12 protein-coding genes are annotated in these 15,536 nt (G+C 57.0%); 5 read left to right on the forward strand and 7 right to left on the reverse strand.

Features of this window, described 5'->3' with window-relative positions:
- Window positions 1-8: 8 nt before the first annotated feature.
- The 5 genes from HYPMC_RS00615 to HYPMC_RS00635 all read left to right on the forward strand — a co-directional run bounded on the left by HYPMC_RS00615 (window position 9) and on the right by HYPMC_RS00635 (window position 6,763).
- Window positions 9-1,262: an SfnB family sulfur acquisition oxidoreductase gene (locus tag HYPMC_RS00615; RefSeq protein WP_013945792.1), complete on the forward strand. Its 1,254-nt coding sequence runs from the start codon at window positions 9-11 to the stop codon at window positions 1,260-1,262.
- Between the two features lie 66 nt (window positions 1,263-1,328).
- Window positions 1,329-2,837, forward strand: coding sequence for an APC family permease (locus HYPMC_RS00620; RefSeq protein ID WP_013945793.1), 1,509 nt, complete (start codon window positions 1,329-1,331; stop codon window positions 2,835-2,837).
- A 61-nt stretch (window positions 2,838-2,898) separates the two neighbouring features.
- The gene (locus HYPMC_RS00625) at window positions 2,899-4,134 is read left to right on the forward strand and encodes an aminomethyltransferase family protein (RefSeq protein WP_013945794.1); all 1,236 of its coding nucleotides are present in this window, start codon (window positions 2,899-2,901) and stop codon (window positions 4,132-4,134) included.
- A 14-nt stretch (window positions 4,135-4,148) separates the two neighbouring features.
- On the forward strand, window positions 4,149-5,363 hold the full coding sequence (gene ssuD, locus HYPMC_RS00630; RefSeq protein ID WP_013945795.1) for an FMNH2-dependent alkanesulfonate monooxygenase: 1,215 nt from the start codon (window positions 4,149-4,151) through the stop codon (window positions 5,361-5,363).
- Window positions 5,360-6,763 (forward strand): FAD/NAD(P)-binding protein, encoded by a 1,404-nt coding sequence (locus tag HYPMC_RS00635; protein WP_013945796.1) that lies wholly within the window; start codon window positions 5,360-5,362, stop codon window positions 6,761-6,763. Before ssuD ends, HYPMC_RS00635 begins: the two co-directional genes overlap by 4 nt.
- A 395-nt stretch (window positions 6,764-7,158) precedes the next feature.
- Here HYPMC_RS00635 and HYPMC_RS00640 read toward each other — a convergent pair whose 3' ends face one another.
- The 7 genes from HYPMC_RS00640 to HYPMC_RS00670 form a co-directional block, all read right to left on the reverse strand.
- Window positions 7,159-8,880: a recombinase family protein gene (locus HYPMC_RS00640; protein ID WP_013945797.1), complete on the reverse strand. Its 1,722-nt coding sequence runs from the start codon at window positions 8,878-8,880 to the stop codon at window positions 7,159-7,161.
- A complete protein-coding gene (locus tag HYPMC_RS00645; RefSeq protein ID WP_244420953.1) occupies window positions 8,873-9,397 on the reverse strand; it encodes a DUF2924 domain-containing protein in 525 nt (174 codons plus the stop codon). The genes HYPMC_RS00640 and HYPMC_RS00645 overlap by 8 nt, the downstream gene beginning before the upstream one ends.
- Window positions 9,398-9,440: 43 nt before the next feature.
- Window positions 9,441-9,734 (reverse strand): DUF3489 domain-containing protein, encoded by a 294-nt coding sequence (locus tag HYPMC_RS00650; RefSeq protein WP_244420954.1) that lies wholly within the window; start codon window positions 9,732-9,734, stop codon window positions 9,441-9,443.
- A 340-nt stretch (window positions 9,735-10,074) separates the two neighbouring features.
- Window positions 10,075-12,294, reverse strand: coding sequence for a family 2A encapsulin nanocompartment cargo protein cysteine desulfurase (locus HYPMC_RS00655; protein WP_013945800.1), 2,220 nt, complete (start codon window positions 12,292-12,294; stop codon window positions 10,075-10,077).
- Window positions 12,281-13,192, reverse strand: a complete 912-nt coding sequence (locus HYPMC_RS00660) for a family 2A encapsulin nanocompartment shell protein (RefSeq protein WP_013945801.1) — start codon at window positions 13,190-13,192, stop codon at window positions 12,281-12,283. The genes HYPMC_RS00655 and HYPMC_RS00660 overlap by 14 nt, the downstream gene beginning before the upstream one ends.
- Window positions 13,193-13,285: 93 nt before the next feature.
- Window positions 13,286-14,254 carry a serine O-acetyltransferase EpsC gene (gene epsC, locus HYPMC_RS00665; protein ID WP_041300566.1) on the reverse strand — a complete coding sequence of 323 codons (969 nt, stop codon included), beginning with the start codon at window positions 14,252-14,254 and terminating at the stop codon, window positions 13,286-13,288.
- A 36-nt stretch (window positions 14,255-14,290) separates the two neighbouring features.
- Window positions 14,291-15,295: a sulfate ABC transporter substrate-binding protein gene (locus HYPMC_RS00670; RefSeq protein WP_013945803.1), complete on the reverse strand. Its 1,005-nt coding sequence runs from the start codon at window positions 15,293-15,295 to the stop codon at window positions 14,291-14,293.
- Between the last annotated feature and the right edge of the window lie 241 nt (window positions 15,296-15,536).

The following is a 15,536-nucleotide window of genomic DNA, read 5'->3' on the forward strand; positions in this document are numbered from 1 at the left end:
ATCGAGAAATGACTGCAGCAGATATCATCAATGCGCCAAAGGCCGACATCGAAGCCGTTCCGGCCCTGCCCTGGCCGACAAGAGCCGCTCACATCATTCGGTCTGACCAGGAAGCAATTGAGATCGCCGAAGATCTGGCAGCGAAATTTGCGCAAGGCGCATCTGAGCGCGATCGAACGCGGCGCTGGCCAGTTCAGGAGTTGGACGCTTTCTCCCAGAGCGGTCTTTGGTCCATCAACGTTCCGAAGAAATTCGGCGGGCCGGAGGTCTCGTACGTGACGCTGAGCAAGGTCGTGGAAATCATATCCGCCGCCGATCCGTCACTCGGACAGATCCCTCAAAATCATCTCGGCGTTCTCGCTGCCATACGAACGGTTTCCGACGAGGGTCAGCAGCGATTGCTATTCGATCTGGCCTTGCGCGGCGTACGATTTGGTAATGCTTTTTCGGAGTTCGGTTCGAAGAAGGCAGCGGAATTCGAAACCAAGTTTACCGACGCCGGCGACCACGTGATCGTCAAAGGGCGTAAGTTCTATTCAAGCGGTGCGCTTCTTGCACATCTCGTTCCGATCGTCGCTTTAGACGATCAAGGCCGCGCCTGGTACGCAATCGCTCGACGGGATGCGCCAGGACTTACTGTAATTGACGACTGGAGCAGCTTCGGACAGCGAACCACACTCAGTGGCACCGTCGTCATTGATAACGTTTCCATACCGAAGACGCATCTCGTGCCGGGCTACAAGGGCTATGAGAGGCCAACTGCCGATGGTGCGATTTTTCAGATCATTCAGGTTGCGGTTGATACAGGCATCGCTAAAGCCGCCATCGACGATACGATCGCGTTCGTGAAAACGAGATCCCGGCCCTGGGTGGATAGCGGTATCGATCGCGCTTCCGGCGATCCGTATACAATTCAAGCTGTCGGTGATCTCGCACTGCGATTGCATGCCGCCCAGGCCCTCTTGGAGAAAGCGGGTCACGCGGTTGACGAGGCCGTCGCCAACGCCACCGCGAACACCGTTGCTCGAGCGCAAATTGCTGTCGCAGAGGCGAAAGTTTTGAGCACAGAAATCGCTCTAGCTGCATCGAATAAGCTCTTCGAACTTGCAGGAACACGCTCGACTCTTGCCGAACATAATCTTGATCGGCATTGGAGGAATGCGCGGACGCACACGCTCCACGACCCTGTGCGTTGGAAGTACGCGATTCTTGGCGATTACTTTCTCAATGACGTTAAGCCGCCACTCCACGCTTGGAGCTAGCGCAGAGACAATCTTCCCAACATCACTGACTTTCATCTTTAAGGCCATCTGGCCAAAGGAACAGCCATGTCCATTTCAAGCCTTGAGAGTTCGCAGATCTCAGCCGCCGGTCCGCAATCCGAAATGCGCCGCGTTATTACCTGGAAAGACGCGTTCTGGATCACAGCCGGAGCCTCGCCTTGGGTCCTCTTCTCGATAGGAGCCATGGCCGACACTCTCGGAACGGCGTCCGTTCTGGTGTGGGCAATTTCGTCTGTCATCGGCTTCGTCCAGCTTTTTCTATACGCGGAGTTAGCCGGCGTGTTCCCCAATAAGACTGGCGGTGGGTCCGTCTATGCTTCAGTCGCTTGGATCAAGTACAGCAAGTTCTTTGCTCCGATAAACATGGGAGCCTACTGGTTCGGAACCTCGACGTCGCTGACTGTTCTGGCTTCGCTTTGCGGAAGCTACATCGTCTCAGCTTTTCTCCAAGGCACCTCGTTTGCATCCTTCTCTGTAACTCTGCTCGATCTGTCCTCCGTCTTGCCGGGGATCGTATTCCAACTTAATGCGACGATCATCACGGGAATTCTTGTTCTGCTGTTCGTGTTCGCGCTTCAGCACACAGGCATCCTCCGTGCCGCAAAAATCCAGCATATCATTGCGCTTTTCGCACTAATACCACTGGTCCTGATCGCCATCGTTCCGCTGTTCAACGGCACGATCAACTACGCGAACTTCACGCCGTTCGAACTGAAGGGTGGCGTGGATTGGTTCAGCAAAGAGGGGCTGACGCTTTTGGCAGGCGGTTTGTTCATCGCCGGTTGGAGCACCTATGGGGCAGAACAGGCGGTATCTTTCGTCAGCGAATTCAAGGACCCGCATCGCGATAACATTCGTGCAATCGTATCGACGGGGCTGATCGCCTTCGTGTGCTACGTGGTATTACCCTTCACGTTCCTGGGGGTTCTCGGTCTCAAGACGCTCACCCAACCCGATTTCGTCGCTGGCTATACGCAGCAAGCAGTCTCTGATCTCGCGACGATTTCTTTTGGCAGCAAGGCCGCCGAGGTCGTCACCATCGTTCTAATCCTTGCTCTTTTGCTGTCGGTTGGAACGCTGTTGGCGGTGAGCTCGAGAACACTTTATCAGGGCTCCGTTGACGGCGTTTTTCCGAAGTTTCTTTCGCGTCTCAATGGTCACCGCGCGCCCGTCGCCGGAATGTGGGCCGACATCGTTGTCAACGGAGTTTTGATGCTGCTCGGTGCTCCACTGTTCGTTCTGGCGGCCGGAGCGGTCTCCTACCTTTTGAGCATCTCGATGGACCTCGTCGCCGTCAGGTTACTGCGCAGCCAGTATCCGACCAGCGAACGGCACTTTCGAGCGCCTGATTTTCTTGTGAATTATGTCGGCCCTGCTCTCGCCCTTTTTAACCTCGGACTCATCCTCTTCGGCGCCAACACGTTTGCACCCAACGCACTTTTCTACGGATTGGGCGTGTTGGTTATCGTCGTGCTGCTCTTTGTCTATCGCCACTACATCGTCGACAGAGGCGAGTGGCCGGAGCGCGCGAAAAGAGATCTCGGAGTCCAATAGGACACCCTCACACACTGAAGTTAACCCGATCAATCCGAGCAATTTAAAGCAGGAACGTTAGATGTCTCTCAGCACAACTCGCCTCGTTGTCGCCGCTGATGAGGAAGGTGGCTGGGACTACGGTACCGATCGCGGACCGTATTCCACCTTCCACATCGCAAACGGCGCCAAGTACTGCGTGTATAACAATCGTCTCATGCCGGTGACACAGAAGGTCGATCGCATTGACGGCTATTGGGCTCTTCGGCAGACGGCCGCGCTCTTCGATACCGGCGAACGACCGATCGAAATCAAGGGGCCGGACGCCGAAAAACTCGCCAACAAAGTCTTCACTCGCAACATCTCAAATTTGAAGCCCGGACGCGCCGCCTATTCTCTGCTCTGCTATCCGAATGGCACGTTACTCTGTGACGGTGTACTGCTGCGCTTCGAGGCAGATCACTTCTGGTACGTGCAGGCGGACGGACCAGTATTTTCCTGGCTCGTCGCTCAGAGCGAAGGTTTGGATGTCGAAATTTCGGACCCTCGCTCGTGGGTCGCTCAAGTCCAAGGCCCTGCATCTCTCGATATCTTGAACGAACTCGTCGAAGGCGGCGTGCCTGACGACTTCAGATATTTTGCTGTTCGCCGAGCACGGATCAAAGGTCAGGACGTCGTCATTACTAGAACCGGCTGGACCAACGAATTGGGCTTCGAATTCTATACGCTGCCCAAAGAAGCGAATTACGAGGGTGAAGGGCTGTGGCGTGCCGTGCTCGAAGCAGGCCGACGCCACGGACTTCAAGTGAGCGGCCTGGATTCAATGGAAATCCGCCGGATCGAGGCCGGCATTCTCAACAATGGCTCGGACTTCGACGATTCCTTCACTCCATTCGATGCGGGTCTCGGCGCATATGTCGATTTTTCGAAAGATCACTTCATTGGAAGATCGGCTCTTGAGACCGCCCACCGGGAGCCGCGCCTGATCGGCCTCATAAGCAAATCGGGCGAGCCATTACGCCAATCACGCGTAACGGCGAACAGCAAGGACCTCGGCTTCGTGACGGCGGCGGCATATTCGCCGTATCTCGAGGCGGGAATCGCGATTGTCCGACTGAACGAGCCTATTGCCGAAGGTGCGCGAGTGACGGTCACCGGCCGCGATCTGAAGCCCCACGCAGCCGTGCTCTCGAATCTTCCCCTGTATGACAAGGACAAGAAGATCCCGCGCGGACTGGCGGTCGAAATTCCTAAACGGCCTTCTGTCGCGCTGCAGAGGTCTCCAGAGCGCGCGCGCCCGTTCGCCGCTCGATCTTAAAGAGAGACTTGGCAATGACGTTACGCACAATTGATCATCCATTGGGTCATGCGGCTGCCGCGGATGAAGCGCCGGAGAAAATCAACGTCCTCTGGTTCATTCCGACTCATGGGGACGGCCACTACCTCGGCACCTCGCTTGGCGGCAGGTCGGTTGACCTGCCGTACTTGAGGCAAATAGCGCAGGCTGCCGACTCGCTCGGTTACTATGGAGCTTTGCTTCCGACCGGGCGAAGTTGTGAGGATAGTTGGATCGTCGCCGCAGCGCTTGCGCCGCTCACCGAGAAACTGCGCTTCCTGGTCGCCGTGCGCCCGGGGCTGCAGTCACCAACCGTCGCCGCGCGTATGACGGCCACGCTCGATCGAATCTCAAACGGCCGGGTGTTGATCAACGTAGTGACCGGGGGAGATCCCGCCGAGAACAAGGGCGACGGTCTTTTTGCCGATCACTCGGAGAGGTACGAACTCACTCGAGAATTTCTAGAAATCTACGATCGTATCCTTCGAGGTCAAAATGTAACCGCAGCTGGTAAGCACGTCGCCGTCGAAGATGCCCGTCTGCTTTTTCCCCCCGTGCAGACGCCGCGACCGCCGTTTTATTTCGGTGGGTCTTCCGAAGCGGCGAACAGTGTTGCGGCACAGATGGTCGATAAATACCTAACATGGGGTGAGCCTCCAGCCGCCGTCGCGGAAAAAATCGAGCATGTTAAGCGATTGGCTGCAGCGGCGGGCCGTAAACTCACATTCGGTATTCGGCTTCATATCATCGTGCGGAAAACCACCGAGAAGGCATGGGAGGCGGCGGCGTCGCTCATCGAGCATTTGGATGATGCGACGATCGAATCTGCGCAGAAAGTATTCGCCAGGATGGACTCCGTCGGTCAGCAACGCATGAACCGATTGCATGGCGGCCGCCGTGACAGGCTCGAAGTTAGTCCCAATCTTTGGGCCGGAGTTGGACTCGTACGAGGAGGCGCCGGCACTGCCCTGGTCGGAGATCCGGAAACGGTCGCAGAACGCATAGAAGAGTATCGCCAGTTGGGCATCGATACGTTCATTCTATCCGGCTATCCGCATCTAGAGGAATGCTTTCGCGTGGCAGAACTTCTTTTGCCCAAGTTGCCTCTGGCGCACGCAACGCGATCCAGCGCAAACGTCGTGAACATGGGACCCTTCGGCGAGACCATAGCGGGCGACCACCGACCGGCGGCGCGTGTGGGGCAATCGTGACCGAACTCGGCGGGCGTTCGACCGTTGCGATAATCGGTGGTGGCTTTTCCGGTGCTGCCGTTGCCTATCATCTGGCTGCACATAAAGATCTCGCGAGGATCGTGATCCTCGAACCCCGACCATTGCTCGGATCGGGACTTGCGTATGGCAGCGAAGATCCCCAGCACCGAACGAACGTCCCCGCTGCAAAAATGAGCCTGCTTCCGGAGAAGGAAACACATTTCCTCGACTGGATCCATGACACCAACGCGCTGGCAGACGACCCAGATGCCTTGGCCGGGGACGGGTTTGCCTATCCACGGCGCTTCCTCTTCGGACGCTATGTGCACAACCAGATCGCACCTTTTCTAGCGAGCGGTGCCATCGTGCATATTCGAGGTCTCGTTCGCTCTATGCAGCGCTGGAATAGCAGCTGGATCATTCGGACGGAGCACGGAAGTGTCCAAGCTGATTTTGTCGTGATCGCGACGACGCATCCCGAGCCACGTGTCCCGGAGGCTCTTGCGGGTGTACTGCCGGATGACTCCAGGATCATCGCCGACGCCACGACCGCAGGCGCGCTCGACGATCTGCGACCCGATGACAAAATCCTTATCGTCGGCACCGGACTGACAATGGCAGACATAGTCGCATCGCTCGATAACCGCGGTCACTATGGAAAGATAATCGCGATCTCGCGTCACGGATTGCGCTCGAAAGGCCACGCACCATTGCCCGTAGCTCCGTACGGTAATTTTATAGATCCACTCCCGCTAAGTGCCATCGAACTCCTTCGACGCACTCGACGAACGATCGCCGATGCCGAAGCCAAGGGGATATCCTGGCACGCCATCATTGATGCCGTTCGCGCCCAAGCAAAATTTTTCTGGCCCAATCTCTCTCTCGCAGAACGCAGCAGAATTGTTCGTCATCTCCGACCATATTGGGATGTGCATCGCTTCCGAATTGCGCCTCAGCCGGAATCCATCATTCGGCGGCGTGTCGAAGCAGGAGCCCTACACTTCATTGCTGCGGAGATCGAGAAGCTAAGTTCGCGTCACGATGGCCTAGAGGTCTTGCTGCGTTTGTCGCGCTCTGATCGGCGGCTCTCTCGCATCGTTGACTCAGTTGTTCTCGCCACCGGCCCGAACCACGGGCGCGTTCTTGCAAGCCAACCGTTTCTCGCTGAGCTGAAAGCTCAAGGATACGTTCGTCCGGATCCCCTGCGTCTTGGCATCGATTGCGATCAGCATGGCCGCGCTCTTAATCGCAACGGGCAAGTCAGCGACGGGCTCTGGATCGCTGGTCCGTTGGCTCGCGCCGGCGTCGGCGAACTCATGGGTCTTCCTCAAGTGACGGAATTTGCTGCAATGATTGCCGGAAACATCCGCGAAGCTGCACGAGCCTACGCGCTGCCGTAGTTTAAAACCGTTTGGTGTAATGTCCTCTTTTGGTCGCTGAGCAGAAGTTGTAATCTTGCCCGCCTGTGGCGGATAGGACGCGCGGACGCAGCCAAGTGACCGGTTTGGTATCATGCGAAGAGGGATGTCTGCTTTCTCGGCGTAGCAGAACAAATATCTTCGTAGCGGTCTTCGTTTTTCTCACCTGCAAAACAACACCATCATTTCTTTCGATTTCAGCTCTCGATCACCGTGAACAATGCTGTTGATGCTGGCATTTTCGGTCGGCAGCTCAATCCCAGCTTTCCGCGGGTCGTCTATGATCTCAGCCACAGGGCGGCAACATTTGAGATGGCCGCCTTCGCTGCGCGAGCCCGGCAATATTATTTATCGCCGTAGGCGTGAGAGATGTGCGCCTACAAAAAATCCAACTGATTAAGTTGATCGGACCAAAGTAGATCGAGCATGCCCGTTTGCTTCAGCTTGTTGGCGGTCAATTCCACCGGCTGGGAGCCTTCAAGAATAGCTGTGACGATACGCGGCGCGAGAAAGCTCAAGCGGAACACTCTGGTGAAGTACGACCGCGTGACGCCGGCAGCTTCGGCCAGTTCTGACAGAGACATGTCTGTGTTTCGCGCGACCATGTCGTGAAAGGTCCGGGCCTGTCCCAACAGCCGCACGAGACTGCGATCAGGATCGCGACGTTCCTCGGCTCCTTCGATCAATAGCCGCGTCTCCATACCGGTTCGTCGCACGCGCGCGGGAATAGAGAGAACAGTGACCGGGCTCGCCGACGGCTCGAGCGGTCGCGACAGGTCGAGATCGGGCGCCGTGACTTGCTGTAGCATAGCGAATCGGATTCCGACTTCCATGCTGTCCGGCATCACGTCGATCCGCGCGACGAGCGCATGAATCACAACGCGTTTCTGCGCGAAAGGCAGAGTCGGCCAACGCTGCTCGAGGTCGGCCGCATGCTCGATCAACGCTTTCCGTGCCGCGACCGTTGAAGATCCGGCGGCATCGACGAGTGCTGTCTGATCCTTCAGAAGGCTTTGGATCCGCTTTTCAGCCAGAGTTTCAAGGTCGGCCGCTGGAACGCGAGCGCCGGTGTCGGTTGTCCTTGGGCGTCCGCGTTTGATCAGTGATTGGCTGATATAGTAGCGATAGCGAACACCCTCCTTGTTGGCATGCGTCGGTACCATCCGCTCGCCATTGCTATCGTAGACGAAGCCGGCGAGCAGGCTCGGCGCTGTCGCCCTTGACTGTGTCGCCCTCTCGATGCGGTTCTTGGCCAGCGCATCTTGCACTTCATTCCATAGATCTTCTTCGATGATGGCCTCATGCAGGCCGGGATGCACGGTTCCTTTGTGAACAATCTGGCCACGGTAGATGTGGTTCTGCAGCATCAGATAGAGCGCGCCGCGCGCCATTTGCAGGCCGCCGCGTCGGGTGCCGTTGGCGCAGATCCGCATTTTACTGACGATGCCTGAGGCGTCGAGGTCTTCTTTCAGGGCGCGAACCGACTTCAGGGCCAAATAGCGTCGGAAGATATGGCGGACCGTTTCGGCCTCTTCCGAATTGATGACAAGCTTGCGATCTTTCGCGTCGTAGCCGAGCGGTGTCATGCCACCCATCCACATGCCTTTGGCCTTGGACGCTGCGATCTTGTCGCGAATGCGCTCACCCGTCACCTCGCGCTCGAACTGTGCAAACGACAGCAGCATGTTGAGGGTCAATCGACCCATTGATGTGGTCGTGTTGAATTGCTGGGTGACCGACACAAACGATACGTTCTTGCTGTCGAAGGCGTCGACAATCTTGGCAAAGTCGGAAAGAGAGCGTGTCAGACGATCGACCTTGTAGACGACGACGGTATCGATGCGGCCGGCTTCGATGTCTGCCAGCAGACGGCGCAGGGCCGGCCGTTCCATATTGCCGCCGGAGAAGCCGCCGTCATCAAACATCGTGGGCAATGCAACCCAGCCGGCGGACTTCTGACTCTTGATATAGGCTTCGCAGGCCTCCCGTTGAGCATCGAGGGAGTTGAAGTCCTGCTCGAGACCCTCTTCGGAGGATTTGCGGGTGTAGATCGCGCAGCGATGGCTCTTGGCCGTAGGAGGAGAGCTTCGGCTACGCATCGATATCTCCGTCTCGCTTCACAGCGATTCTGAGACCAAAGAAGCGCGGACCAGACCAACGGGCGCCCGTGATCTCGCGAGCAATGACCGACAGGGATTTCCAAGTCTTTCCGCGCCAAACGAAACCTTTCTCAGTGACAAGGACTTCGTGGGATTCGCCCGCCCACTCTCGGAGGAGGCGAACTCCTGGTTTCAGGACTGTCGTGCGCTTCTGTGTGAGATCGGATTTCGTCGTAAGCGTGTGGGCCAGTTCATCGAGCCGCCGCCGAGTGGCGCTATTCAGGCCACCGCTTACTTGCGCCTGCAGCTTCCAGGCGATGCCAAGCTCCAGATTATCGCGGGCGAACTTTTTCGGTGCGCGGTAACGAAAGAGCCGACTCCACATCGTGTGAAGTTCGGCATAATCCAGATCCTTCAACGCAGCGATCTCTTGGGCGAGGTCTTTCTGCTTTGCGCTCCGTTTTGCCTCGGCGGATGTGGTAGTGGCGGTGACGGCAGCACCTTGTTCTGCCGTCACCACGTTTCCCACCAAAGAGGCGACTTTGGTTGCGATCATGACGTTAGCGACCGCGCCGGGTCTCGATCCGGTACCGGCGTGATTGGCCGTCGGCTTTCGATGAAGCTAACGTCAAACCGAGTTTCTTTTTCACAGTTCCCGCGAAGAAGCCGCGCACGCTGTGCTGCTGCCAGTTCGTCGCTCGCATGATCTCTTCGATGCTCGCGCCATTGCGTTGGCGCAGCAGCGCCAATACGCGATCCTGCTTCGTCGTTGTAACGTCATTCTCGAAATTGCCGGGTTTCTTTGGATTTTGCCGGACCTCGCGCGTGTCCTTGGATTTAGGGCGCGAGGACACCCTCACTTTATGGGTGTCTTTCTTGGGCAAGATGGGCCTGGACTTCGATTCAGTTTCAATAATAAGGGAATGCATAATTGGGGGCTCCGGGTTTGCGGCGCCAGAATTGGCGCTTGCACCACCTAAAGCCCCGGCGATAGCGGGGTTTTGCCTGTCTCTCGCCTAGTCCGCGGCCAGGTCATCTATACGCGACAGCAATGCGTGCTTTCGGGGAGAAGTCCAGTCGCTGTTGAACCGACGAGAAAGGGCGAATTCTTGGTTAAGGAGTGGGTAGCTCAGCGCTGGATCTGAGAACAGATTTCTGAAAGTGGCGTGCGAGCGATAGTTACTTTGTTTTCCTTCAGCCGGCGATTGCTCGCTTAGTCTGAATATCCTTCAGAGCGCCGACTAACACGTCGATTTCATCGCACGTGTTATAGAAAGCGAATGACGGGCGAACGGTTGTCTCCTGTCCGAAGCGGCGCAGTATGGGCTGCGCGCAGTGATGACCTGAGCGCACGGCGATGCCGTATTTGTTGAGGCGGGCCCCGATCTCTTCGCTTGGGATACCTTTCAGCGTAAGAGAAATGACGCTCGCCTTTTCCGGAGCCGTGCCGATGATGCGCAGGCCCGGTATCTCGTTCAGCCGTTCCGTCGCGTAAACGAGCAACTTGTGCTCGTAGTCTGCGATGTTGTGAAGGCCGATCGCCTCAACATAATCAATCGCCGCGCCGAGCCCAACGGCATCGGCGATGTTGCCTGTGCCCGCTTCGAACCTTTGCGGCGATTTGTGAAACTCGGTGCGCTCGAATGTGACGTCGCGGATCATGTTGCCGCCACTCTGGTAAGGTGGCAGCGTGTCCATCAAAGCTTTCTTGCCATAGACGGCGCCGATGCCCGTTGGGGCAAACAACTTGTGACCTGAGAAGACGAGGAAGTCTGCGTCGAGATCCTGGACGTCGACTTTCATGTGTGACACCGACTGTGCACCATCGACGAGCACGCGTGCGCCAACGCGGTGCGCCATATCGACGATCGTCTTTGCCGGCGTGATCGTTCCGAGTGCATTCGATACTTGAGTGAATGCGACGAGTTTGGTGCGGGCGTTTAGCAGCTTGCCGAATTCGTCCAGAAGCAGCGCGCCACAATCGTCAACGGGAGCAACGCGAAGCTTCGCTCCCTTCTCCAGGCATAGCTGCTGCCAAGGGACGATGTTGGCATGATGTTCGAGATGGGTGACGACGATTTCGTCTCCGGGTCCGATGTGTTGCCGTCCGAACGTTGCCGCTACGAGGTTGATGGCTTCCGTCGCGCCGCGCATGAAAATGATCTCTTCCGCCGAGCCCGCATTGAGGAAGCGAGCAACTTTGTTGCGGGCACCTTCATAAGCATCTGTGGCGCGCGCAGCGAGTTCGTGAGCGGCGCGATGGATATTCGAGTTCTCGTGCTCGTAGAAATATTTGAGACGCTCGATGACAGAGCGAGGCTTCTGCGTCGTTGCAGCGTTGTCGAACCAGATCAACGGTCGGCCGTTGACGGTTTCATTGAGAATGGGGAAGTCCCGCCGGACGGCTTGGACGTCAAAACCACGCCCGCCACTGGAATTCGCCGTCGGTTGTGAGGCGGCGCCGCGATTTATGGTCTCGCCCGGAACTGCGCCCGAGTTGAGAAAATATAAGTTCGAACCGGCATCCCCCAACAACGTGCTTATCGGGTCGGCTGCGAGAGGCGCAAGCAACGACTTCAGCTCGGCTTCGAACGGAATGGTGACGCTGCTGTAATCGAGCGTTTGGCCGCCGGAGTTCGGTGCTTGGACGCCCGTATGATCATTCAAAATCTGCGGCGGTGGAGTTGCTGCAGGCGACTGAGGAGGCGACGCGCGGTCAACGCCGGGAAGAGCCTCAACCGAACGCGCGCTTTCATGGCGCGGAGGCAGTCCCTTGGAGGCGCCATATCCGGACAGAGACGGCCCTGCATCGATGCTTGCGGGCAGAGATCCCTCTGGTGTGCCGAGCAAAACGTCGCCGCTCTTAAGGGTGAGCGTTGAAATATCCCGATCCGGCGAACCAAATTGAGTGCCCAAGGTCGGTGCAGCGATTCCAGGAGAGTCTGAGTAGGTCGGCAGCGAAATCTCGGATACTTGGCCGCCGTGAATGTATGGCGATGCGCCGATACCGGGAAGCGAAGGCCCAGACGGGCTGCTCGTCGGGAGCGACGGGACGCCGCCGCCGATCAGTCCGATCAACACTCCCTGATCGAGTGACGGGCCTTGGCCTGAGTGAAATCCTGATGCGGAATTGAGCGAGGGTTCGGGAGTAGGCGTCCGCGGAAGTCCCGCCGCTATATGTGGCGCGGCGCTTCCGCCGACGTCGGTTGGCGACGCGCCGAACCCGCCCTGCGACGGACCTGCTGGACAGGCCGAAGCCTGTCCAGGGACCGCGGCAAACAGTTCGTTTGCCATTTTTGTGAGCGTGCCGACGTCCGGCAAGCCCGCTGGCGGCTGAATGCTCGGGCCTCGCCCCAACGCTTGAGAGGCGAGGTCGTCGAGATTCGCATTACGTCCAAGATCAGCTGTAGGCATGATACTTCGTCACATCCACGTTCTCGAGCACACCGACGGCGTCATCCGTAAGGATAGCGAGCGAGCAATAGAGTGAGACGAGATATGATGCGATGGCTTGGTCGTTGATGCCCATGAAGCGGACGGAAAGTCCCTTCGAAAGTTCGCCAGGGAGACCCGGCTGGAACAATCCGACGACACCCTGCTTTGCTTCGCCTGTGCGAATAAGGAGGATATTTGTCTTGCCGCCTTTCACTTCGAGCTTGTCGGAGGGAACGAGCGGAATTCCGCGCCAGGTGAGGAACGGCGAGCCAAACAGCGTGATGGTGGGCGGGGGAACGCCGCGCCGCGTGCACTCGCGGCCGAACGCAGCGATGGCCTGCGGGTGGGCTAGGAAGAACGCCGGTTCCTTCCAGACCTTCGCGATGAGTTCGTCGAGATCATCAGGTGTCGGTGCGCCGGTGCGAGTCTTGATCTTCTGAGAGGGAGCCGTATTCGGAATGATGCCGTATTCTTTGTTGTTGAGCAGCTCGCTTTCCTGCCGCTCTTTTACGGTCTCGATCGTGAGACGAAGCTGCTCTTTGATCTGATTGTGCGGGACGCTGTAGAGGTCCGAGACGCGCGTATGAATGTCGAGAACGGTCTGCACCGCGCTCAAAAGATATTCCCGCGGATTATCGATGTAGTCGACGAAGGTTTGCGGCAAGATGCGTTCGTCGCGTAGCGAGCACGCGACTTCAACGCTATCTGCATCTTTGACCTTGTTAACGCGGTAGATGCCCGCTTCGACCGGAACCCAGTTCAGGAAATGCACGAGCCATCGCGGTGTGATGCTCGACATTTGCGGAACGGTTTTCGTCGCATTGGCCAATTGCCTAGCGGCGATATCGCCCAGAGCCGTTTGAACTTCGTCTGCCATAACGTACCTGCTGTCTGCCAAATTGGAGAACACAAATTCTAGGTATTTGCTTATTCGTCGAACGAATAAGCAGTCAACGACGTTATATTGGAATTATATACCGGCTCCGTGATCGAAGGTTTCACTGCGAGCTTGCGCCTGAACCACCGCGCTTAAAGGCGGGACACTTCGTGTGAGCCAGACGTTGCCGCCGATCGATGATCCTCGCCCAATGGTGATGCGGCCGAGAATTGTCGCCCCGGCGTAAATCACAACATCGTCTTCAACGATCGGATGGCGCGGCTCTCCTTTGACAAGCGCGCCTTGCTCATCAACGGAGAACCGCTTTGCCCCCAACGTCACCGCCTGATAGATGCGTACGCGCTCACCGATAATGACTGTCTCTCCAATCACAACGCCCGTTCCGTGATCGATGAAAAAGTTTCCGCCGATCTGGGCACCAGGGTGAATGTCGATTCCCGTCTGCGAATGCGCGAGCTCGGCGATGATACGCGCGACGACGGGTGCGCCTAAAGAATACAACGCGTGCGCAATGCGGTGATAGATGATCGCTTTCACACCGGGAAAGCTCAGGAGCACTTCTTCGGTGCTTCTCGCAGAAGGGTCGCCATCGTACGCGGCGCGGATGTCCGTCTCCAAAAGCGAGTATATTCTCGGAAGTTCGCGGGCAAAGTTCGCAACTATCCCTTCGGCGGATCGTGGGCTTGTTTCATCCAAGCGTCGTGCGGGATCGATGAAACCGTGCTCGCGCCTGATCTGCTCGACCAAAAGAAGCAGGGCCTCGTTGAGCGTGCTGCCGACGAAGAATGCCAATCCCTCCTCGCTATGGTCGACGGCGCCGGCGTGGCGCGGGAAGAGTGAAGCAAAGAGCCTATCGATAACTTGTTGAAGCAGCTCGGGCGACGGAATTGGTGTGCGCCGATTGGCTGCGGATGCGACCCGTAGACTTCTGCGCCGGGCCTCTCGCAGTCCGGCAACAATCGCTTCGATATCCCATGGCAGAACACTCGGTCCGTCGAGAGCACTGTGGCCCACAACATCGATCGTAGAATTATTCGTCACGTTCACATTCACTGCGTTTATATGGACACTTGCCGACTAGTTCTGCCTGGCCGTGATCTGGTCGTAGATGCCGCCGTCCGAGAAGTGGACTTTCTGAACTTCCGCCCACGGCCCGATCTTGTCTTCGACTTTGAACGTTCGGATTTCGGGAAAGTGCGCTGCTTTTAAAATTTTGGCGTTTTGCGGCCGGAAGTGATGCTTGGCGATGATCTGCTGCGCTTCATCGGAATAGAGAAAATCAAGGTATGCTTTGGCGACTTTCTCGGTTTTGCGCTTATCGACGACCTGCCGCACGATGGCGACAGGCGGAGCTGCTTCGATGCTTAGCGAGGGATAAACGACTTCAAAATTGCTTCCGTCGACTTCTGCTTTGATGAGTGCGGCCTCATTCTCAAACGATACGAGCACGTCACCGATGCCGCGTTGCGTGAACGTTGTCGTTGCGCCGCGACCGCCGCCGTCAAAGACGGGGACGTTGGCAAAGAGTTTGGCGACGAAGTCGCGAGCCTTTTCGTCAGAGCCGAATTTCTCTTTCGCGTACCCCCAGGCGGCCAAGTAGGTATAGCGACCGTTACCCGACGTCTTAGGATTGGGTATAACGACGGACACTCTGGATTTGATCAAATCATCCCAATCCTTGATGGCTTTGGGATTGCCTTTTCTCACAAGAAAGACGCTTGTCGTGGTGTACGGAGCAGCATCATGCGGAAACTGCTTACGCCAGTCCGTATTGATGACGCCTTTCTTCGCAAGAAAGTCCAGATCGGTTGGCTGATTGAGCGTGACGACGTCGGCTTCAAGACCTTCGGCAACGGCTCGGGCCTGCTTGGTTGAGCCGCCGTGCGATTGCTTGACCGACACATCCTCTTCGGTCTTCTGCTTCCACTCCGCGGTAAACGCCGGGTCAATGTCCTTATAGAGCTCGCGGGAAACGTCATAAGACGCGTTCAATATCGTTGTTTCGGCCGACGAGGAAGCTGAAGCGGCCGAGAGGAGAGCAAATGCGAGGCTGAGGCCGGTGACGATATGTCGGCTGATCATAAGAGTTTTCCCGATTTTAGAAGCGCGCCTGTGTTTGTTGTTCCAAAGCCAACAGCGCAAGCAAACGAATAAAAAATCACAAGCTTAGATTGCCGAAATGCAAAACGGCGCGACGGAGTTCGGAACGCTTAAGCAGGAACGTTCATAAGCTAAGAAGAATTTGTTTATTCACGACTCTGCAAACGCAGATAGCTTGCAAGGATCTCAGACGTTCACCGGTCGCGACGCCAGAGGTCACTCA

The organism is Hyphomicrobium sp. MC1 (genome assembly GCF_000253295.1).
In the GTDB taxonomy this organism is placed as follows: domain Bacteria; phylum Pseudomonadota; class Alphaproteobacteria; order Rhizobiales; family Hyphomicrobiaceae; genus Hyphomicrobium_B.